The sequence below is a fragment of the Haloparvum alkalitolerans genome, from assembly GCF_050122995.1.
GTDB classification, from domain to species: Archaea; Halobacteriota; Halobacteria; order Halobacteriales; family Haloferacaceae; genus Haloparvum; species Haloparvum alkalitolerans.
In genome coordinates, this window is sequence record NZ_JBNLIA010000015.1 from 48530 (window position 1) to 69688 (window position 21159).

Genomic DNA, 21159 nt, shown 5'->3' on the forward strand with positions numbered 1-21159 from the left:
CCTGACGAAGGGCCTTTAGGTCGGCGGTGAGACGGGGCATGTCCGCCGTGTCCTCCGTCCCCAACCCCTTCAGGCTCGCCATCCTCTACATCGGGTTCGCGCTGGCCCGGGCCGGGCTCATCGAGCGCGAGCGCGTGGTCCGGACCACGGACCTCGCGTGGCCCCGGATCGTCACCGGCGTCGCCCGCATGTCGAAGAACGCCGTGGACGTGGCGATGGTCGGCTCCGCGGTCGGCGTCTCCGCGGTCGCTGGCGTCGGCTTCGCCGGCCCCTTCTGGGGGCTCGCGTTCGCCATCGGCGGCGGCGTCGCCGGCGGCACCATCGCGCTCGTCTCCCAGCGCTACGGCGCCGAGGCGCACGAGGAACTCGGGCTCGCCGTGCGCTCCTCGACGCTGCTCGTCGTCGTCGTCAGCCTCCCCGTCACCGCCGCCTTCTGGCTGATCCCCGGAGAGCTCATCGGCCTCATCTCCAGCAACGAGCGGGCCATCGCGCTCGGCGCCGACTACCTCAAGATCGTCGGGCTCGGCGTCCCCTTCGCGGGGCTGAACCTCGTCGGGAGCCGCGTGCTCGTCGGCGCGGACGACGCCTACACCGCGATGCAGGTCCGGGCCGGCGGCGCCGTCGTCAACGTCGTCCTCAACGCCGTCTTCATCTTCGGACTCGGCTGGGGCGTCGAGGGCGCGGCGCTCGGCACCGTCCTCTCGAACGTGGTCGCGGTCGCCGCGTTCGCGGTCGGGCTCACTCGCGGCGCCCTTCCCGGGATGGGCGCGTTCCCCGTCACGATCGACCCCTTCGGGAACTACCTCGACCCCGGAACGCTGCGGGACCTCGTGGAGATCGGCGCGCCGGTCGGCGCGCGCAACCTGGTGTGGACGGTCGCGGAGTTCCCGATGCTCGCCATCCTCGACGTGTTCGGCGAGAACACCGTCGCCGCGTTCGTCATCGCCCGCCGCATCTGGGGGATCATGAACACCCCCGGCTGGGGCTTCGGGCTCGCCTCCTCCAGCCTCGTCGGGCAGGAACTCGGCACGAACGACGAGGCGTCCGCGGAGGCGTACGCGCGCGACATCATCCGCTTCTCCGTGGCGACCTACCTCGTCTCCGCGGCGCTCATCGCCGTCGCCGCGGCGGACATCGTCGTCCTGTTCGCCGATAGCCCCGACAGTCCGGCGATCCCCATCGCGACGAACCTCGTCTACGCCGCCTGCGTCGCCGTCATCCTGCAGGGCGTCTCCGGCGGCGCCGCGGGGCCGCTCGACGCCGCCGGCGACACGAAGATCCCCTTCCTGAGCCAACTGCTCGGGATGTTCGGCGGCTCGATCCCGCTGGCGTACCTGGGCGCGGCGGGGCTCTCCGTCCCCTCGGTGACCGTCCCGCTACTGGGCGTCGCCACGCCCGCGGTCGCGCTCGCGCCGCTCGGCTACTGGGGGCTCTACCTCGCGTTCCTCGCCGAGACCTCCATCCCCGCCGCGATCAACTACGCCCGCTTCCGGACCGGCAAGTGGAAGGCGATCAGTCAGAACTACCGTCCCGACGCCGCGGCCGCGGACGACTGAGAGAACTGTGTGGGATGGGTCGTCCATGTCGGCGGCCGCTTCGACAGCGTACAGAAAGCCCCGACCGACTCCCTCTACGTAGCTGACCGATCTCGGTCTGTCACAGACCCTGCTGCGCGGAACAGCACCACCCAGAAAGCCCCAGCCACCGCCCCGTGACCGCACAGCCCCGCAGCCTCACGCCTCCCCAGCCTCGGTCGCAGCGACACGCGAAGCGGTCGCCGCGGCGCGCGCCGACCGCACGGCACCGCACGGCATCTCCCAGTGCCGCAGGGTACCGCACCGCCCAGTACGGCACGGGAGTGCACCGTTCCGCGTCGGCTCGGCGTCCCGACACGTTTTACACACCGCACGCGCTACGGTCGCGCAATGAGTACGCAGACCGCCGAGGAGGAGCTCGCGGTCGTCATCGGGCTGGAGGTCCACGTCCAGCTCGAAACCGACACGAAGATCTTCTGTGGCTGTTCGACGGAGCCGAGCGAGGACGAGGCGCCGAACACGCGCACCTGCCCGGTCTGTCTGGGCCTGCCGGGCGCGCTCCCGGTGCTCAACGAGGGCGCCGTCGAGGCCGCGGTGAAGATCGGCAAGGCGCTGGAGGCCGACGTGCCCGAGACGACCACGTTCCACCGGAAGAACTACTACTACCCCGACCTGCCGAAGAACTTCCAGATCACGCAGTACGACGCCCCGATCTGCCAGGACGGGAGCCTCGAGGTCTCCGTCGAGGGCGACCGCCGCGAGATCGGCATCACGCGAGCCCACCTCGAGGAGGACCCCGGCAGCCTCCAGCACGCCGGCGGCTCCATCGACACCGCCGACTACACGCTCGTCGACTACAACCGCGCGGGGACGCCGCTCGTGGAGATCGTCACGGAGCCGGACTTCCGCTCGCCCGCGGAGACGCGCGCGTTCCTCGCCAAACTGGAGGAGGTACTGGAGTACCTCGGCGTCTTCGACGCCACCCGCGACGGGAGCCTCCGCGTCGACGCCAACATCTCGCTGGTCCCCGGCGAGGAGGTGGCCGCGGACGGCGCCATCGACGAGGCGGCCCTCGCGGAGGCGAACCGCACCGAGGTGAAGAACATCTCCAGCCACAAGGGCGCGGAGAAGGCGCTCGCCTACGAGGTCACGCGCCAGAAGAACGCGGTCCGGCGCGGCCGCGAGGTCGCACAGGAGACGCGCCACTGGGACGAGTCGCGCGGCATCACCGTCTCGATGCGCTCGAAGGAGGCCGAGAAGGACTACCGCTACTTCCGCGAGGCGGACCTGCCCGCGCTCGAGGTCTCGGACTGGAAGGAGTCGATCCCCATCCCCGAGCTCCCGGACGCCCGCCGCGAGCGCTTCGTGGAGGAGTACGGTCTCGACGCCGAGTCCGCCTCGAAGCTCACGTCCACGAAGGAGGTCGCGGACTTCTTCGAGGCGGTCGCCGAGGCGTTCGACCCCGACCTCGCGGCGACGTGGGTCGCCGACAACCTGCTCGGCGAGCTCAACTACCGCGACATGGCGATCACGGACGTCGACGACCGCCTCGACGAGTTCGAGCGCCTGATCGAACTCGTCGACGAGGGCGAGCTCACCACGAAGAACGCCGAGGAGGTCGTCCTCCGCGCGATGCTCGACGAGGGCGACGACCCCGACACCGTCGTCGAACGCGAGGGCCTCGGCAAGGCCGAGTCCGGCGAAGTCGCGGCCGCGGTCGAAGCGGCCATCGAGGAGCACCCCGAGGCAGTCACGGACTACCACGAGGGCGACGAGGGCGCGATCAACTTCCTCGTCGGGCAGGTGATGCAGAAGACCGGCGGCTCCGCGGACCCCGGCGAGGTCAACGGGCTGTTGCGCGAGGCGCTGGCGGAGTAAGCGAGTTTCGAGGACCCGGTCGTCGCTGAAGAGGCGGTTGCGAAATCGGTCGTCTGTGCCCGTTTCTGTCTCGGAGAGCGTTCTGCTGCGCTTGCTGCTAACGCCCAGAAAGCCCTCGGCCGCTCGCTATACGCTGGTTCTTGACTGATGAGGCGTTCTGCTACGCTTGCCACCACCGCCCAGAAAGCCCTCGACCGCTCGCTATACGCTGGTTCTTGACTGATGAGGCGTTCTGCTGCGTTTGCCGCTAACGCCCAGAAAGCCCTCGACCGCTCGCTATACGCTGGTTTTTGACTGATGAGGCGTTCTGCTGCGTTTGCCGCTAACGCCCAGAAAGCCCTCGGCCGCTCGCGGTCGCTGAGCAACATATCGGCGCTCTCCGCAACGCCCGCGCCGATAGAGGTTGCTCAGCGACTCCCCTTCGGCGCGACCGGCCTCGCCCTTTCAGTCCGCCAGGGCGTTTTCTGGTCAGTTGGTCGCCGCAGCCGGTTGCTCGGTGAGTCTCGCTAGCGGCTGTCGAGTCGAGCGTGGCCTCACACCTCCCCAGCCTCGGCCGCGGGCCGGCCGCGAACAGCAACGCACCGCAGGCGGCCGGCCCGTGCCCTCCCTCGCGCGGTCGCGGCGACGCGCTTCGCGGTCGCCGCGGCGCGCGCCGAGCGTGGGACAGCCGGGAGAGCGTGCTCAGAAGGCAGGTCCTCAGAAGCCGCCGTCCAGTTCCCGCACGACCGCGGCGCTCGTCCGGATCCCCTTCTCGAAGCGGTCGAGGCTCATGTGCTCGTTCGGCGAGTGGTTCCCCTGGTCGTGGTCGCCGTAGGGGACGACGAGGACGGGCACGTCCGCGAGCTCCTCGACCGTGCGGAACAGCGCGGCGGGCAGGCTGCCGCCGAGGACCGGAAGCTCGACCGGCGCCTCGCCGTAGACCCCCCCGAGGGCGGCCGCGACAGGCTCGGCGGCCGGGGTGTCCACCGGGGTCTTCATCGGCGGGAAGGTGGACTGCTTGGTCGCTTCGACCTCGGGGAACCGCTCCGCGAGGTGCGCCTCGATGGCGTCGAAGACGGCGTGGGGATCCTGCCCGGGGACGAGCCGGCAGTCCAGCTTGGCCGAGGCCGTGGCGGGGAGCACCGTCTTCATCCCCTCGCCCTGATAGCCGCCGGAGAGCCCGTTGACCGTCATCGTCGGCTCGGTCAGCAGACGCTCGTAGTAGGAGCCGTCGCCGTCGAACCGCTGCACGTCCAGGTCGGCCGCGATGGCGGCGGAGTCGTCCGGGATGGCCGCGACGAGTTCGCGGTCCGCCGCCGTCACGTCCGCGCCGTCGTGGAACCCCTCGACCGTGATCGCGTCGCCGTCCGGGCCGCGCATCGAGGAGAGGGCCTGCACGAGCCGGTTCGTCGCGGCCGGGACCGGCCCGCCGAAGTTCCCGGAGTGAAGGTCGGTGTTGGCGATCCGACAGTCGAGCTGGAACGCGAGCACGCCGCGGTTGCCGTAGATGAGCGTCGGCTTGCCCTCCCGCGAGCCGGCGGTTCCCGCCCCGTCCGCCTCCCCGGTCGGCCCGACAGCGTGCTGGGGGCCGTCGGCGACGTAGAGCAGGTCGGCGTCGGCGATCGCGGGCGCACCGCTCTCCAGGTACTCGACCAGTCCGGCGCTCCCGCTCTCCTCGCCACCCTCCACGAGCAGTTTGACGGCGACCTCGGGGAGCGCGTCCGCGGCCGCGAGCGCGTCGACCGCGAACGCGTGGGCGAGGAACTGGCCCTTGTTGTCGCCGACGCCGCGAGCGTATATCCGGCCGTCGCGGACGGTCGGCTCGAAGGCGGGGGAGTCCCACTCGTCCTCGTCGCCCGGCGGCTGCACGTCGTAGTGGCCGTAGAAGACGACCGTGGGAACGTCCGCGAGGTCGGTCTCCCCCTGTCGAACCGACTCGGGGACGCGCTCGGCGTACGCCAGCGGGTAGCGCTCGGTGTCGATCAGCTCCGTCTCGAAGCCGCAGTCGGCCAGGGTGGCGGCGACGAGGTCGGCGGCCTCCGCCATTCCCTCGCCGGTCGTCGAGACGCTCGGCTGGCGCAGCAGCTCGAACAGCGACTCGCGGTAGTCGTCGAGGCGGGCGTCGACGGCGTCCGAGACCGCCTTCTGAAGTCCGTCGTCGGTCGGCATGGTCGTTGGTTCGCGCGCCGGGGCTTGCCCGTTGCGGTCGCGGAACCCGGGCCGGCGACCGGAGACGGGCGGGCGCCGGCCAGCCCGGCCGCCTCCGCAAGAACTACCGGTTCCCGTGACGACCTGCGGCGTGAGAGTCCCCGTGGCGAACCAGGACGCGCGCGTCGACATGACGACCGGCCGCATCTCCCCGAAGCTCTTCCACCTAGCGTGGCCGCTCGTCCTCGGCAACCTGCTGCAGACGCTGTACAACCTCGCGGACATGTTCTGGGTCGGCCGCGTGAGCACGGAGGCCGTCGCGGCCGTCTCCCTGATGTTCCCGCTGTCGTGGATGTTCGTCTCCACCGCGATGGGGCTGACCGCCGCCACTATCGCGCTCGTCTCCCAGCACGTCGGCGCCGGCAACGACCGCCGGGCCGACGAGGTGGTCGCACAGACCTGCCTGCTCGCGGTCGTCGTCTCCGCCGCGCTGGCCGTCGCGGGGTTCGCGGCGCGCGAGCCGCTTTTGCGACTGATCGGCGCACAGGGGCGGGTGTTCGTCGAGTCGCTGGCGTACATCGAGGTCATCTTCCTCACCCTGCCGCTGACGTTCCTGTTCTTCGCGTTCCGGGCCGCGCTGCAGGGCGCGGGCGACACGAAGACCGCGATGTGGCTCGTCGCCGTCTCCGCCGGGCTCAACATCGTCATCGACCCCGTCTTCATCCTCGGATGGGGACCGGTCCCGCCGATGGGCACCCGCGGCGCCGCCCTCGCGACGCTGGTCTCGCGGCTGTTCGCGGCCGCCGTCGGCGTCTGGATCCTCCTGCGGGGCGACTGGGGGATCCAGCTCCACCCCGGCGACCTCCGTCCGAATCCCGATATCCTCCGGAAGCTCGTCGACGTGGGGTACCCGGCGACGCTGGACGGCTGGGCGCGCTCGTTCGCGGCGGTGGCGATGGCGGCGCTGGTCGCCCGGTTCGGCCCCGCAGCCACCGCGGCGTACGGCATCGGCGTCCGCCTGATGTCCGTCTCGTGGACCGTCTCCGGCGCGGTCGGACAGGCGACCGCGACCGGCGTCGGACAGAACCTCGGCGCGGACACGCCCGACCGCGCGAGCGAGGTCGCACGCGTCGCCACGCTCGCGACGATGGGCATCCTGCTCGCCGCGAGCCTCGCCGTCTGGCTCTTCCCCGCCGGCGCGATGCGCGTGTTCATCGACGACCCCGCGACCGTCGCCGAGGGCGTCGTCTTCCTCCGGATCGTGGCGCTCTCGTGGGCGTTCTTCGGCGGCCTGATGGTGATCCAGGGCGCGTTCCGCGGCGCCGGCGACACCAGGGTCGCGATGGCGCTCTCGCTGCTCTCCCGGTGGGCGTTCCGCGTCCCGCTGGCGGTCGCGCTCGCGTTCGGCACCGTGACCGTCCCCGTCGTCGGCGTCACCTACACCGGGCTCGACTGGGGCGTCGAGGGGCTCTGGTGGGGGTACACCGCGGCCGCCGTCGCCTCCTTCGCGGTCGGCGTCGCGTGGTTCCTCCGCGGCACGTGGAAGGAAGGAGTTATCGACGGGGAAGGGGCGGCAGAGGGGTCGCCGGCCGCGACGGACGACTGAGACGGTCACCCGCTGGGCCCGGTCGTTCGCGCGTCAGTCGTCGTCCGCCGGGAGCACGGCGCTCGCGACGTCGGGGTCGGCGTGCGCCACGGTCGACCGGTTCGTCCGGGGGTCCTTCTCGACCGTCACGAGGTCGTCGGCCGCGCCCACGAGGTCCTCGTCGTGGCTCACGATGACGATCTGGCGGACGCCGAAGCCGCGCATCTCCTCGACCAGATCCACCAGCCGCGAGACGTGGCCCGAGTCGAGGAAGACGGTCGGCTCGTCGAGGATGAGCGGCGGGGTCGGCGCCGCGCCCTCGATCCCCTCCGCGAGCAGGCGGTAGATCGCACACCGCAGCGAGAGGTTGAACAGCGCGCGCTCGCCGCCCGAGAGCTGCTCGGGGTCGAGCGGCTGCCCGTCCTTCTGATAGACGGTCAGCTCGTACTCGCCGTCCAGCTCGATGTGCGAGTAGGCGTCGTTGTCGTACACCAACTCGAACGTCTCGTTGAGCATGCGCTCCAGTTCGCGGACGTTCCGCTGGCGAAGCTCCGCCCGGAGGTCGCCGTACATCGACTCGAGGGCCTCGGTCTCGCCGTGGAGCGACTCGAGGGAGTCGACCGTCTCCGCGAGCTCCGCGCGGTCCTCGCGGAGGTCCTCGAGGTCGCCGATCTCCCCCCTGACGCTCCCGATGGCGCTCTGGATCTCGTCGCGCCGGTCGGCGAGCCGGTCGAGCTCCGCGTCGACGCGCTCGATGTAGTCTTCGGCCTCCGTCTTCCGCTCTTTCGCGTCCTCGATGGCGTCCTCGTCGACCTCCTCGCGGAGCTCGTCGCGGCGCTCGCGCTTCTCGGCGAGCCGATCGCGGCGCTCGTCGTTGAGGTCGGCGATCGCGGACCGCCGCTCCCGCAGGCGCTCGATCCGGTCCTCGGCGTCCGCGACCGCGTCCAGCCGCTCCGCGACCGCGTCGACCGCCTCGCGGGCGTCCGCGAGGTCCGCGAGGTCCCCCTCCAGCGTCTCGACCGTCTCGGCCGCCTCCGCGGCCGCCTCGCGTTTCTCGTCGGCGACCTCGCGGAGGTCCGCCGCCTCCTCGCGCTTCTCGGCCGCCTCCTCGCGCTTCTCGGCCGCCTCCTCGCGGTGCTTCTCGGCCGCCTCGCGCTTCTCGGCGACGCGCTCCTCGAGCATCTCCCGTGCGTTCCCGATCTCGCCGAGTCGCTCCTCGGCGTCCACGAGGTCCTCGAGCGCGTCGATCCGGTCGTCGAGGGCGGCGACCCGCTCGCGGGCGTCGCTCAGGTCCGCCTCCAACTCGGCGACGCGCTCGCGGTCCTCCTCGACGCGGTGGGCGTGCGGCGAGTCCTCGACTGGCTGGCCGCACTCCGGGCACTTGCCGGCGTCCAGCAGCTCCTCGGCCTCCGCGACGCGCTCGCGGGCGTTGCTCAGCTCCGCCTCCAACTCGGCGACGCGCTCGCGGGCCTCGCCGCGCTCCTCGCGCAGCGCCTCGCGTTTCGCCGTCGCCTCGCCGCGGTCGACCTCGGCGTCCGCGAAGCGGTCCTGAAGCGTCTCCGCCTCCTCGGCGAGGTCGTCGAGTCGGTCCGCGCGGTCCTCGGCCTCCGATTCGGCCTCCGCGGCGCGTTCGGTCAGGCCGTCGGCCTCCCCGTCCAACTCCTCGGCGCGAGCCGCGAGGTCGTCCGCCTTGTCGGCGAGGTTGTCCGCCTGATTGCGGAACGCCTCGGCGTCGACGCGAACGTCCGACAGCTCCTCCTGTAACTCCTCCTCGCGAGTATCGAGCGCCGCGCGGCGGTCCGCGACCGCGTCCTCCGTCGCCGCGTCGAGGCCGGCGTCGCCGAGCCGGTCGTCGAGAGCCGCCTCGAGGTCCGCGATCCGCTCGCGAGCCTCGCGGATCTCGGATTTGTGTCCCTCGCGTTCGCTCTCGGCCTCGCGGATCTCCGCCTCCAGGTCGTCGATGGCCGTCTCGACCTCGCGCAGTTCCTCGCGATTCTCCGCTTGGGCGTCGAGCACCGCGGCGGCCTCCTCGCGCGTCTCGACCGCGGTCTCGCGCTGCTGCTCGTAGTTCTCGACTCGCTCCTCGAGCTCGGCGAGGTCGCTCTCCAGCTCGTTGAGCCGGCCGTGGAGGTCCTTCTCCTCCTTCTCGTCGATCCGTTCGTCGAGGTCTTCGAGGAGCGTCCGCTTGGCGGTCAACACGTCCTCGACGCCGAGGCGGGCGTCGCCCGCGCGCTCGCGGTACTCCTCCAGCGTCCCGAGCTGGAGCAGGTCGTCGATGGTGTCCTGGCGCTCGCTCGGCGTGGCGTTGATCAGCTTGTTCACCTCGCCCTGCCGGACGTACGCGCAGTTGACGAACGCCTCGGCGTCCATCCGCAGCAGTTCGGTGACGAAGCCGCGGACCGCGGTGGCGCCGTCGCGCGTCAGCCCGTCGGGCCCCTCCAGCGTGCAGTCGTGACCGACGCGGTCGCCGTAGTCCTTCAGGCGGCGCTCGATGCGGTAGTTTCCGCCGTCGTGAGTGAACGCGAGCGTCACCTCCGTCTCCTCCTCGCCGTTGGTGATCACGTCCTCCAGCGTGCCGTCGAGCGCCTTCGACCCGTACAGCGCGAAGAAGCACGCCTCGAGCAGCGAGGACTTGCCGCTGCCGTTGAGCCCGTGGATCACGGTGACGCCGTCGCCCAGGTCGAGGTCCGCGTCGCCGTAGGGCTTGAAGTTCCGCAGCACGATGCGGTCGAACCTCATAGGTAATCCTCCATGGAGACTTGTCCGTCGTCAGCGGGCGCGTCGGTCGGGTCGGCTTCCGGTTCGGCGTCCGCGGCCCCCTCGTCCGTCTCGGCGGCGTCCGCCGTGGTCGCGTTTTCCGTCCCCTCGGCGTCGGTGGTGGCCGTCTCGGTCTCCGCGGCGTCCTCGCCGTCTTCCGCCGGCTCTCCGGGGACGTCCTCCGGGTCGTCCTCGTCGCCGGTCCGTTCCTCGACCACGCCGCTTCCGGTCTCGAAGGCGCCGAGGTCCCCGTCCTCGAGGCGGTCCTCCAGCCGCGTTTTGACCTCCTCGCGGACGTTGCTGTCCGCGACCTTGCTCGCGCGGACCGTCTCGTCCACGTCGAGCGCGGCCGTCGACAGGCCCATCTCGCCGATACGCTCGCGGACGGCGTCCTCCGGGTCCGCGAAGCTCACGTCCACCTCCGTCTCGGTCTCCACCTCGCGGCGGTCGGTCACGCGGGCGATCAGCGCGCCCTCGTCGGTGGCGAACTCCTCGACCGCCGCGGGAGTGACCGGCTCCCCCTCGCCGGTGACCTCCACGATGGCGACCGCGTCCGCGAGGTCGTGCTGGCGGACCTGCTCGCGCACGCGCTCGATCCCCTCGCCCTCGCGGAGGTCCACGGAGACGAACGCGAACGGGCGCGTCTCCAGCGCTCGTCGTCTGATGTCGACCGCGGCGGCGTCGTCCCCGGACTCGCCGTCTTCGGCGTCCCCGTCGGCCGCGTCCTCCCCGAAGCGGACGAGGTTGTAGCCACGGCCCGCTTCCTCGCTCGCGCTCGCGCGCTCGGTCGAGCCGGGGTAGGTGACCCACGCGTTGCGCACCTGCGCGGTGTCCGCCTTGTGGTTGTCGCCGAGCAGCAGCGCGTCGAAGTCGACGGTGCTTGCCGTGAGGAGTTCCTCGGTGTCCCAGTCCGCGTGCGCGAACGGCTCGAAGAGACCGTGCGCGACCAGCGCGGCGGCGTCGGCGTCGTGTGGCTCGAACTCGTACTCGAGATCGTCGCGACGCGAGACGGGGACGTGGTCGAGCCCGTAGAAGGCGGTGTCGCCCACGACCGTCGGCGCGTCGTCGAGCCGCGTGGCAAGTCCCAGGCGCTCGAAGAGGTCGAGCCACTGCCCGCCGCGCGTCGACTCGTGGTTGCCGACGATGGCGAGGAAGGGGATGCCGGCGTCGTCCAGCTCCCGGAGGACCGACAGCGTCCCGAGGAGGTCCTGCAGCTCCGGCCGCCGGTCGTGGAACAGGTCGCCAGCGTGGACCACCGCGTCCACGTCGTCCGCGACCGCGTCCTCGACCACCTGCTCGAAGGCCTCGAGGAAGTCCTGCCGTCTGACCGGCGAGTGGTACTGCTGGTACCCGATGTGGGTGTCGCCGGTGTGGATCACCCGCGTCATTCGGCGTGAGGTTGTCCGGTTCCGCATTTAGGGGTTCCGCCGCCGGGGCGGAAGTGGTCGGGAGCGTCCTCGCGGTCCCCCTCGGACCGCGGCCGGTCGCTCGCCGTGCCCGCCGCGGCCGCCCGAAGCCCGCGATACGCGCGGAGCGCCTCGCGGCCGCGGTCCGCGAGTGCCGCCTCCTCGGCGTCCGCGGCCGCCGCCGTCGCCGCCTCCAGCCGGTCGAGCCCGACCGCGTCGAGGAACCCGGCGGCTCGGGAGAGGTCCGAGCGCGCATCCGTCGCCTCCTCGATCACGGCGGCGTAGGGGCTTCGAGCCGTGTCGGTCCTCCTCGCCAGCGCGGCCAGCGCGCGCTTGACGGCTTGCGTGGTTGCCACGGCCGCGGATGGCGCGGTATCGGTGAAAAGGGGTCGGGAGGGGTCGGGGGAGAAGGGACCGGAGAGAAGGGACCGGAGCGGCGTTCCGGGGGGATTCGAGATCGGGTCCGGGCCTCAGAGCGACAGGGTGTAGAGCCGCTTGCGCGCGTCAGCGAAGGAGAATCGGGAGTCGACGACCTCCTCGTCCTCCAGCCGGGAGAGCGCGTAGCGGACCGTCCGGGGCGGCAGCAGGGTCTCCTCCGCGAGTTCGCTCTGCGTCAGCGTCTCGTTGTAGTCGAGGACCTTCGCCACGAGCTTCGCGCTGGGGGGCAGGTCCCGGACCGGCTCCCACCGGTCGCCGTCGACCGCGTCCTCGTCTACCGCGTCGTCCTCGTCCGCGTGGATGGCCTCTGGTGCACTCATGTGTCTCCACGTGTGTGATGCTAATAGATAATATTTGCTATCCAATTTAATTACCAACAAGCATTACTCGGGCACGGGAGGCGCCGACGCGAACGGAGAGGAATGGCGGCTGTTCCACGCGAACGACCGCAGAGACGGCCCACAGCGGCGGCCGGACCGCCCCGACCCGAAGTCTCTTATTAGTGACCGGCCTAACAGGGGTAGATGAGTGACACTGTGGACGACGTCGATATGCCGTACGAGGACGAATCGGCGTCGCAACAGGAGAAGATCGAGACGCTGCAGGAGCGGCTCGAGGTTCTGGAGTCGCAGAACGAGGAGATGCGCGACAAGCTCCTCGACGCGAACGCCGAGAACAACAAGTACCAGCAGAAGCTCGAGCGGCTGACTCACGAGAACAAGAAGCTGAAGCAGTCCCCGCTGTTCGTCGCCACCGTCCAGGAGCTCAACGGCGAGGGCGTCGTGATCAAACAGCACGGCAACAACCAGGAGGCGCTCACCGAGGTCACCGACGAGATGCGCGAGGACCTCGCGCCCGACGACCGCGTGGCCGTCAACAACTCGCTGTCCGTCGTGAAGAAGCTCGAGAAGGAGACGGACGTGCGCGCCCGCGTCATGCAGGTCGAGCACTCGCCCGACGTGACCTACGCCGACATCGGCGGCATCGACGAGCAGATGAACGAGGTCCGCGAGACCGTCGAGATGCCGCTCGAACAGCCCGAGATGTTCGGAGAGGTTGGCATCACGCCGCCCTCCGGCGTCCTGCTGTACGGTCCGCCGGGCACCGGCAAGACGATGCTCGCGAAGGCCGTCGCCAACGAGACCAACGCGACGTTCATCAAGATGGCCGGCTCCGAGCTGGTCCACAAGTTCATCGGCGAGGGCGCCAAGCTCGTCCGCGACCTCTTCGAGGTCGCCCGCGAGAACGAGCCCGCGGTGATCTTCATCGACGAGATCGACGCCATCGCCTCGAAGCGGACGGACTCGAAGACCTCCGGCGACGCGGAGGTCCAGCGGACGATGATGCAGCTGCTCTCGGAGATGGACGGCTTCGACGAGCGCGGCGAGATCCGGATCATCGCCGCGACCAACCGCTTCGACATGCTCGACGAGGCGATCCTCCGGCCCGGTCGGTTCGACCGCCTCATCGAGGTCCCCAAGCCCGACGCCGAGGGGCGCAAGATCATCTTCGAGATCCACACCCGCGACATGAACGTCGCCGACGACGTGGACTTCGGCGCGCTCGCGGAGATGGCCGAGGACGCCTCCGGCGCGGACGTGAAGGCCGTCTGTACCGAGGCCGGGATGTTCGCCATCCGCGACGACCGCACCGAGGTCCGGATGGGCGACTTCCGCGAGGCCTACGAGAAGCTCTCGCAGGTCGAGGAGAGCGACGTGGGCGACTCGATCGCGTTCGCCTAATCGACCGACTCCGGCCCCTTCCTGTTGGTTTTTTCTTCCCGCGCTTCGCGCCGAGCGACGCATCCCGTGGCGTCTCGAGGTCTGAAGCGCCCTCCGCGCGGCGGACGGGTCGGCGTGCGAGCGTCCGAGTCAGCGCGCGACCGCCCGGCGAAGCGCGGGGCCGTAGAAGGCGGCCGCGACGCCGAGGGTCACCGCGGCGCCGAGCGGCGGCGCGGCGAGGGGGCTCCCGCCCCGTGCGCCGACGCCGACCGCGACCCACGCGCTCCCGACCGCGGCGAGCACGAGCAGGCCGCCGGTGACGCGCCGGTCCTCGCGGCCGAAGAGCGCGCCCGCGACCGCGCTCCCCGCGGCCAACAGGTGACACGCGAGCGCGACCGGCCAGACGGTGATCGACCGGGGCAGCGCCGCGACCGGCGGCCCGTCGAGGAAGTAGCTGGCGACGGTGTAGACGTGGATGGATCGGTCGGGCGCGAGCGGCGCGGTGTTCAGAAAGCCCCACGGCATGAGGAGCGTGTAGTCGCCGGCGCCCGCGCGGAGGGCGGTCACCGGGACGAAAAGCAGCGCGAGCGTCGCCGCGGCCGCGAGGCGACCGGAGGGCGGGGTCGGGTCAGAGGTGGCGTCGCCCATCTACTTCCGGGCGACGATCCGGAGCACGTCCTCGTCGGCCAGCACGTGCCCCTTGCCGACCTGCTGGTCGTCGTGTTTCGCGCTCGGACCGGAGACGCGGGCGAACTTGAACCGCTCGTCGAACTCGCCGCCGATCTTCTCGCAGGCGTCGCCGACGGTGGCGCCCTCGAAGAGGACGAGCGGCTCCTCGTAGTCGACGCCGCGGCCGGGCTTGTCCATGTAGATCCGGATCAGCCCGAGCTCCTCCCAGAGCCGCTCCTTCAGCCCGTCGAGGCCGCGCTCCTTCTCCGCGGAGATGAAGACCACGTCGTCGGGGTCGAGGTCGCGCTCGCGGAGTTCCTCCTTCACCGTCGGCAGGTACTCCTTGTCGATCAGGTCCGCCTTGTTGACCGCGACCATCGAGGGGAGGTACTCGCGGTTGTCCATCACGGCGTCGACGAGCTCGTCGATGGTGAGGTCGTGGGGGATCGTCACCTTGGCGTTGACGTAGCCGTACTCGCGGAGCACCTGCTTGACGGTGTCCTCCTCGAGGCTCACCTCGTCGCTCATCGTCACTCCGATGCCGTCCTTGTGTGTCTTCCGGATGTTGATGTTCGGCGGCTCCGTGTCGAGCCGGATGTTCGTGTTGTACAGCTCCTCGCTCAGCCGGTCGTACTGCTCGATCTCGAAGACGGAGAGGACGTACACCACGAGGTCCGCGGTCCGGACGACCGAGAGGACCTCCTTCCCGCCGCCGCGGCCGCCCGCCGCGCCCTCGATCAGGCCCGGCACGTCGAGGATCTGGATGTTCGCGCCGCGGTACATCAGCATGCCCGGGTTGACGTCGAGCGTCGTGAACTCGTAGGAGCCGACCTCGCTGTCGGCGTTGGTCAGCGCGTTGATCAGGGTCGACTTGCCGACGCTCGGGAAGCCGACGAGCGCGACGGTCGCGTCGCCGTGTTTCTCGACGGCGTAGCCGTGACCGCCGCCTGCGGAGGACTGGTTCTCCAGCTTCTCCTTCTTCTCCGCGAGCTTCGCCTTCAGCCGCCCGATGTGCGCCTCGGTGGACTTGTTGTAGGGCGTGTTGGCGATCTCCTCGCGGAGGTCCTCGATTTCGTCCTCCAGTCCCATCGCCGCATACTCGGCCGGTCGGCTCGTTAAACCTGTCCCTCCGCGGTCGACGTGGGGACGCGAACACGGTCGGACCCACGCCGGGACTGCACGCCGAGGACCGCGGAGATGGCCCGCGCGCTCGTTCCGACACGCCTATATGTCGGCCACACAACTGGTCGGACGACGAATGCCGGACCCCGCGCGGCTCCGCGACAGCACGCAGATCGTGGTGCCCCGCCACGCGCTCGACGGGGTCCGCGAGCGACTGGAGACCGAGTACACCGTCACCGTCTTCGAGACGGAGACGCACTGTCGGATCATCGGCAGCCCGATCGAGATCAAGGCCGTCAACGACTACCTGGCTCGGCAGGGCGTCGCGCTGGCGTAGCCGGTCGCGGACCGCCCGTCGGCCGCCCGCCGTCTCTCCTTCGAACGCGTGTCCCCGACCGCGGAGCCGCGGCTGACGTGTGCCGATGAGAAAAGGAACGGACCGCGACGCGCCGACTCAGCCGAGACTGCCGATGACGAGCTGCGCCGCGATGACGAACAGGAGCGCGAAGCCGAAGGCGATGGCCCCGACGGCCACCCCCTGCGCGTTGCCGAGCCCGCGGCCGCGTGCGCCGGCGTACCCGCCGAGGAAGACGAACGCGAAGAGCGAGATGCCGAGCACGGCGTAGACGACGGTCAACGCGGTCGCGGCCGCCCCCTCCGAGAGACCGAAGCCGCCGAACGCGGCGACCGCCCCGAGGCCGAACGTGAGCGCACCGGCGACGAAGACGACCGCCCAGACCGCGGGCGACTTGGCGAGTTCGTCGAACCGGCGCGCGAGCTGGTCGTACCGGTCGCCCTCCGACGCGGCCGCCTCGTGTTTCCGTCGGGTGCCGATCCGCGCGGCGGCGACGAACGTGGCGACGACGAGCAACCCCATCAGTACCGTACTCACGAGCGTAAGCGAGACCATATCTGTATCCGTTCCTCGTTGGTAGAGCGTCCGTGCGTGCGTACAAATAGCCTTCGTATGTCGGCGACGGTGGACCCCTCGGATGTGGCCGACGAGCGCGCGGGCGAACGCGCTACAAAAGAGCTAAGTGTGCCATCGCTAAGTCCACACGTAAGGCCCGACAGAAGAACATGATAGAGTCACTCATATTACAAGTGGCCGACGAGTGGCGAGCGCAGTCAGCGGTGTTCGACGAGATCTTCTTCGTCTTTCTCGCGCTCGGTACCCTCGTCGGGACGATCGTCGTCTCGTACACGCTCTACAACGCGTACAAGTACCGCGACGACGGAAGCGACCCCGGCGAGAAGTTCGATCCCCCGGTCCTCGGGGAGCTGCCGACGGGACAGGGCGGCCCGAAGGCGAAGAAGCTCTTCCTCTCGTTCGGTCTCAGCGCGATCGTCGTCATTAGCCTCGTGGTTTACGCCTACGGCCTGCTGCTCTACGTCGAGGAGGGACCCGCCACCGACGTGGAGGAGGACATCGAGATCACGGTCGAGGGCTACCAGTTCGGCTGGGAGTTCCAGTACCCCGACGAGGGCGTCACCACGCAGAACACGCTGCGCGTCCCCCAGGATAAGGTGGTCCAGTTACGTGTGACCTCGCGGGACGTGTGGCATAACTTCGGAGTCTCCGAATTACGCATCAAAAGCGACGCGATTCCGGGCGAGTACTCCGAGACGTGGTTCAGCGGACAGGCCCACCTCGAGGAGCCGCTCGAGCCCGGCGAGACGGAGACTTACACGGCGGAGTGCTTCGAGCTCTGCGGCTCGGGCCACTCCTACATGAAGGCCGACGTGATCATCATGCACGAAGAGGATTACCAGGATTGGTACGACGAACAGCTCGCCGACGCCGAGGGCGAGGAGACGGAGGGTGACGGCTGATGTCCGAGCTCCCGCCGACGACCTCGCTCCGCCGTTGGCTCGTCACGACGAACCACAAGGACGTCGGGATCATGTACACCATCACGGCGCTGTTCTTCCTCATCTTCGGCGGCGTGATGGCGCTGCTGATCCGGCTCCAGCTGTGGGAACCGGGCGCCCAGATCCTGTCCGGCCTCGCGTACAACGAGGCCGTGACGGCCCACGGACTGGTGATGGTGTTCTGGTTCCTCTCCCCGCTCGGGTTCGGGCTCGCGAACTACTTCGTCCCGCTGCAGATCGGGGCGGACGACCTGGCGTTCCCGCGGCTCAACGCCGTCTCCTACTGGCTGTACGTGCTGTCGGGCGTCATGTTCGCCATCTCGTTCTTCCAGGGCGGAACGCTCTCCGCCGGGTGGACGATGTACGCCCCGCTCAACGTCCCGATGTACACGCCGAGCATCGGGTCCACGGGCGCGATCCTCGCGCTCGCGATGTTCGTGGCGAGCACGACCGCGTCCACGGTGAACTTCCTGACGTCGATCCACCACTCCCGCGCCGAGGGGATGGGCCTGATGGACATGCCGATGTTCACGTGGTCCATGCTCGCGACCGTGTGGATGATGCTGTTCGCGTTCGCGGCCCTGCTCGCGGTCGCGGTCATCCTCCTGTCCGACCGCGTCTTCGGGAGCCTCTACTTCTCGGCGACTGAAGGCGGATCGCTACTCTGGGGACACCTCTTCTGGTTCTTCGGCCATCCGGAGGTGTACATCGTCTTCTTCCCCGCGCTCGGCGTGATGTTGGAGCTGTTCCAGACGTTCTCCGGCCGGCGGCTCGTCGGGCGGAAGTGGGCCATCATCGCCATCTGTCTGATCTCCGTCCAGTCGTTCCTCGTGTGGATGCACCACATGTTCCTGACGACGATCAACCTGGAGATCAAGACCCTGATGATGGCGACGACCATCGGGATATCCCTGCCGTTCGACCTGCTGGTGTTCGCGCTGATCTACACGCTGATCAAGGGACGGATCCAGTTCACGACGCCGTTCCTGTTCGCGCTCGGCGCGCTGCTGCTGTTCATCCTCGGGGGCATCACGGGCGTCTTCCTCGGCGCCATCGTCCTCGACTACGAGTTCCGCGGCACCTACTGGGTGGTCGCGCACTTCCACTACGTGATGTTCGGCGGCGCGACCGCGCTGTTCGGGGGCATCTACTACTGGTTCCCGAAGGTCACCGGGAAGATGTACGACGAGTTCCTGGGGAAGGTCCACTTCGTCGTGTTCTTCATCGGGTTCAACGCGGTGTACTTCTCGATGTTCCTCGGCTGGGAGACCCCCCGCCGCGTCTTCGAGTACGACCCCGCGTTCCAGACGTTCCACCAGATCGGGACGATCGGCGCGTTCGTCCTCGGCGGGTCGTTCTTCATCATGTTCTACAACCTGGCCAACTCCTACCTCTACGGCGAGGAGGCCGGGGCCAATCCGTGGGACTACACGCGGACGGCCGAGTGGGCGATCCCCTCGCCGCCGCCGCTCGAGAACTGGGACGGCCGCCCCTCGTACGCCTCCGGGAAGCTCGAGTTCGTGCAGGACGCGGTCGCTGACGGCGGGCACGCCGACGGTCACGGCGAGAGCCACCTCGACGAGTACCCGTACTGGGACAAGCACCCGAGCCACGCGAGTATCTGGCCGTTCGCGTTCTCGGTCGCGACCCTGATCTTCATGATCGGGCTCTCGGGCGTCCGCGACTCCGTCTCGCTGTCGCTGGGCGACACGCTCGCGACGACTGCGCTGTCCATGTCGAACCCCGTCTACCCGGTGTTCGCCGCCGTCGGCCCGATCCTGATGGTGTGGACCGCGGTCCGCTGGGGCACGGAGGACTTCTACGCGCCGCCGACGGCGATCGCCGAGCGGTGGCCGTTCCACGGCATCGAGAAGGTGAAGCTGGGCATGTGGTTCTTCCTGGCCTCGGACGTCATCGTCTTCGGCGCGTTCATCTCGGCCGCCGTGTTCATCCGCGTGAACGCCGGCTGGATGAACTGGGGCCCGCTGACGGACCCGCTTCCCGGGCTCATCAACACGTTCGTGCTGTTGACCTCCTCGTTCACGGTCATCCTCGCGCTCGTGTTCGCCCGCCGGGAGAACGCGAAGGGGCTGCTGGCGAGCCTCGGTGCGACGATCCTGCTGTCGTTCACGTTCCTCGGGATCAAGGCGTGGGAGTGGCACCACGAGGTGTACGACAAGGGCGTCACGCTCACCCAGAACCCGCACGGCGACCCGATTCAGGCGTCGATCTACTACGTGACGACCGGACTGCACGGCTTCCACGTGATCATCGGCGTGCTCATCGCCGGCTACCTGTTCGTCCGGGCCGCGCGCGGGTACTACCAGGAGGACCAGCGCCCGCTGGAGTACTTCGGGCTCTACTGGCACTTCGTCGACATCGTCTGGATCTTCCTGTTCCCGCTGTTCTACCTCTTCTGAGGTAGCGACCGCGGGCGGTCCCTTTTGACGCGTCCCGCCCGCGTTCACACGCGCCGCCGTTCTCACGCAACAGGAGCGAACCGCACGACATACCTTTCCCCCCACGATACCCGGAGTATGGACGAGACTATGGTCGCGCGGCTCCGCGTCGCGGCCGTCGCGCTCGCGGGCGTCGTGGCGGTCACGCACCTGCTGCATCCGAGCTACGGCGGTCCCGCGCTCCTGGTGTACGCGAGCGCCGGCTACCTCGGCGACCCGCGTCCGGTCGCGTTCCTCGCCGGGGGGTTCGCCGTGGTGTTCGCGGCGTCGCTGATCGTCGCGGACGTCTATCGGCGCGGCGCGTACCTGCTCGCGGCCGGCGTCGCGGGGACGTTCCTCGTCGGGTTCGGGGTGTGGCACACCTTGCTGGACCACGGCGCGTTCTGGCCGGGACTGGAGCCGCGGGGACACCCGGACACCGGCGTCGTCGCCGTCCTCCTCGACCACCTGGTGAGCGACTGGCTGACCCTCACCTCGAAGGTGGCCGAGGCCGCGCTGATAGTCGTCTGCGTCGTCCTCTTTCGCGCGGAGGCACCGCGAGGCGACGGACCTAACTCCGGGAGCCCCTGAGTCCGTCCATGGTCGTGGACGCACTGACGAACGGGCGACTCCTGATCGGCGTGGGGATCGCCGTCGGCGCGGTGATCTTCTGGTCCAGCGGGTTCGTCGTCGCGCACTACCTCTGGAACCGCTGGCGGGGCAGCGAGGAGACGGATGAATAAATCTATAAGGACGGCACCGAAGGTTGAGGTGTACGAATAATGGCGTCCGACTCCATCAAACTCTACAGCCTCGTCTACGCGGGACTGGTGGGCCTCGCCGTCCTGAACTACGTGCTCTTCGAGGGCGGACTCGACCTCGCGTACGACATCTCCTTCGTCGGAACGATGGTCATCGCCGTGCTCAAGACGGCGCTGGTCGTCGCGTTCTTCATGCACCTCAAGTGGGAGAATCGCTCGCTGACGTACCTGATGGTGCTGGCGCTCGTGCTGACGCTGCTGTTGATGTCGGCCGCCACCTACTCCATCACGTAGTTCCCCGTCGCAGCACCTTCGTTCGACGGTTCAGTTCTCGACGCCGCGAGCGGCGCGATCGGTTCCCCTCCGACGAGGGGCGTCTCACGGGGGAAAGACCATTACGGACCCCGCACAACCCCGGTCCATGTACCACGTGCTGTTGGGAGTTGACGACGACGGAGAGATGGCCGACCGAGTGGCGGGGACCGTCGCCGACCTGCCGGGGGGCGCCGACGAGGTGACCGTCTCGGTGTTTCACGCGTTCACCGACAATCCCGCGGGCGCCTCCGCGGCGCAGGTCGCAGGGGTCCGTCGGGCGCAGGAGCGGCTCGAGGAGGCGGGGATCGAGACGACGGTCCTCGAGGCGAGCGGCGATCCCGCGGAGGAGCTCCTGGAGGCCGCCGCGGACCACGACGCGGACATGATCGTCATCGGCGGACGGCGTCGGTCGCCGGCGGGCAAGGCGCTGTTCGGGAGCGTCGCGCAGACGGTGATCCTCAACGCGGACCGACCGGTGCTGGTCGGTGGCCGCCCCACGCCGACGGACGAGGCGTAGCGACGAGCCGTCCATCCG

Annotated in this window: 19 protein-coding genes; 11 read left to right on the plus strand and 8 right to left on the minus strand. The window is 69.5% G+C overall.

What is annotated here, in order from left to right; all coding sequences use genetic code 11:
* The first annotated feature begins 38 nt into the window (after positions 1–38).
* Entirely contained in the window at positions 39–1556 is a 1518-nt protein-coding gene (locus ACQE3L_RS13840) for an MATE family efflux transporter (RefSeq protein ID WP_426964455.1), read from the plus strand.
* A gap of 369 nt (positions 1557–1925) precedes the next feature.
* The gene (gene gatB / locus ACQE3L_RS13845; RefSeq protein ID WP_426964456.1) at positions 1926–3413 is read left to right on the plus strand and encodes an Asp-tRNA(Asn)/Glu-tRNA(Gln) amidotransferase subunit GatB; all 1488 of its coding nucleotides are present in this window, start codon (positions 1926–1928) and stop codon (positions 3411–3413) included.
* Positions 3414–4109: 696 nt separating this feature from the next.
* Here gatB and ACQE3L_RS13850 read toward each other — a convergent pair.
* Positions 4110–5561 (minus strand): M20/M25/M40 family metallo-hydrolase, encoded by a 1452-nt coding sequence (locus ACQE3L_RS13850; protein ID WP_426964457.1) that lies wholly within the window; start codon positions 5559–5561, stop codon positions 4110–4112.
* 169 nt (positions 5562–5730) lie between these two features.
* On the opposite strand from ACQE3L_RS13850, the gene ACQE3L_RS13855 reads away from it, so the two are divergent.
* Positions 5731–7146 (plus strand): MATE family efflux transporter, encoded by a 1416-nt coding sequence (locus ACQE3L_RS13855; protein WP_426964536.1) that lies wholly within the window; start codon positions 5731–5733, stop codon positions 7144–7146.
* Positions 7147–7179: 33 nt separating this feature from the next.
* On the opposite strand, the gene rad50 is transcribed toward ACQE3L_RS13855, so the two are convergent.
* From rad50 to ACQE3L_RS13875, 4 genes are all read right to left on the minus strand, one after another.
* On the minus strand, positions 7180–9864 hold the full coding sequence (gene rad50, locus ACQE3L_RS13860) for a DNA double-strand break repair ATPase Rad50 (protein ID WP_426964458.1): 2685 nt from the start codon (positions 9862–9864) through the stop codon (positions 7180–7182).
* Positions 9861–11270, minus strand: a complete 1410-nt coding sequence (mre11, locus tag ACQE3L_RS13865; protein WP_426964459.1) for a DNA double-strand break repair protein Mre11 — start codon at positions 11268–11270, stop codon at positions 9861–9863. Before mre11 ends, rad50 begins: the two co-directional genes overlap by 4 nt.
* A complete protein-coding gene (locus ACQE3L_RS13870) occupies positions 11267–11644 on the minus strand; it encodes a DUF7966 family protein (RefSeq protein ID WP_426964460.1) in 378 nt (125 codons plus the stop codon). Before ACQE3L_RS13870 ends, mre11 begins: the two co-directional genes overlap by 4 nt.
* A gap of 114 nt (positions 11645–11758) precedes the next feature.
* Positions 11759–12046 (minus strand): MarR family transcriptional regulator, encoded by a 288-nt coding sequence (locus tag ACQE3L_RS13875; RefSeq protein WP_426964461.1) that lies wholly within the window; start codon positions 12044–12046, stop codon positions 11759–11761.
* Positions 12047–12250: 204 nt separating this feature from the next.
* Here ACQE3L_RS13875 and pan1 point away from each other — a divergent pair, with 204 nt between their 5' ends.
* Positions 12251–13468: a proteasome-activating nucleotidase Pan1 gene (gene pan1 / locus ACQE3L_RS13880; RefSeq protein WP_426964462.1), complete on the plus strand. Its 1218-nt coding sequence runs from the start codon at positions 12251–12253 to the stop codon at positions 13466–13468.
* 129 nt (positions 13469–13597) lie between these two features.
* Here the strand turns inward: pan1 and ACQE3L_RS13885 are convergent, their stop codons facing one another.
* Both ACQE3L_RS13885 and ACQE3L_RS13890 read right to left on the minus strand, forming a co-directional pair.
* Positions 13598–14095 carry a TIGR04206 family protein gene (locus tag ACQE3L_RS13885; protein ID WP_426964463.1) on the minus strand — a complete coding sequence of 166 codons (498 nt, stop codon included), beginning with the start codon at positions 14093–14095 and terminating at the stop codon, positions 13598–13600.
* Positions 14096–15205, minus strand: coding sequence for an OBG GTPase family GTP-binding protein (locus ACQE3L_RS13890; protein WP_426964464.1), 1110 nt, complete (start codon positions 15203–15205; stop codon positions 14096–14098).
* 169 nt (positions 15206–15374) lie between these two features.
* Here ACQE3L_RS13890 and ACQE3L_RS13895 point away from each other — a divergent pair, with 169 nt between their 5' ends.
* Positions 15375–15575 (plus strand): VNG_1110C family protein, encoded by a 201-nt coding sequence (locus tag ACQE3L_RS13895; protein WP_426964465.1) that lies wholly within the window; start codon positions 15375–15377, stop codon positions 15573–15575.
* 117 nt (positions 15576–15692) lie between these two features.
* Here ACQE3L_RS13895 and ACQE3L_RS13900 read toward each other — a convergent pair whose 3' ends face one another.
* Positions 15693–16148 carry a hypothetical protein gene (locus tag ACQE3L_RS13900; RefSeq protein ID WP_426964466.1) on the minus strand — a complete coding sequence of 152 codons (456 nt, stop codon included), beginning with the start codon at positions 16146–16148 and terminating at the stop codon, positions 15693–15695.
* Between the two features lie 170 nt (positions 16149–16318).
* On the opposite strand from ACQE3L_RS13900, the gene coxB reads away from it, so the two are divergent.
* The 6 genes from coxB (at position 16319) to ACQE3L_RS13930 (ending at position 21141) form a co-directional block, all read left to right on the plus strand.
* Positions 16319–17071 (plus strand): cytochrome c oxidase subunit II, encoded by a 753-nt coding sequence (gene coxB, locus ACQE3L_RS13905; protein WP_426964467.1) that lies wholly within the window; start codon positions 16319–16321, stop codon positions 17069–17071.
* Entirely contained in the window at positions 17071–19530 is a 2460-nt protein-coding gene (locus ACQE3L_RS13910) for a cbb3-type cytochrome c oxidase subunit I (RefSeq protein WP_426964468.1), read from the plus strand. The genes coxB and ACQE3L_RS13910 overlap by 1 nt, the downstream gene beginning before the upstream one ends.
* A 117-nt stretch (positions 19531–19647) precedes the next feature.
* On the plus strand, positions 19648–20139 hold the full coding sequence (locus tag ACQE3L_RS13915; protein ID WP_426964469.1) for a hypothetical protein: 492 nt from the start codon (positions 19648–19650) through the stop codon (positions 20137–20139).
* Between the two features lie 8 nt (positions 20140–20147).
* Positions 20148–20291, plus strand: coding sequence for a hypothetical protein (locus ACQE3L_RS13920; RefSeq protein WP_426964470.1), 144 nt, complete (start codon positions 20148–20150; stop codon positions 20289–20291).
* Positions 20292–20330: 39 nt separating this feature from the next.
* The gene (locus ACQE3L_RS13925) at positions 20331–20603 is read left to right on the plus strand and encodes a cytochrome C oxidase subunit IV family protein (RefSeq protein WP_426964471.1); all 273 of its coding nucleotides are present in this window, start codon (positions 20331–20333) and stop codon (positions 20601–20603) included.
* Between the two features lie 127 nt (positions 20604–20730).
* Positions 20731–21141 (plus strand): universal stress protein, encoded by a 411-nt coding sequence (locus ACQE3L_RS13930; protein WP_426964472.1) that lies wholly within the window; start codon positions 20731–20733, stop codon positions 21139–21141.
* The last annotated feature ends 18 nt before the right edge of the window (positions 21142–21159 follow it).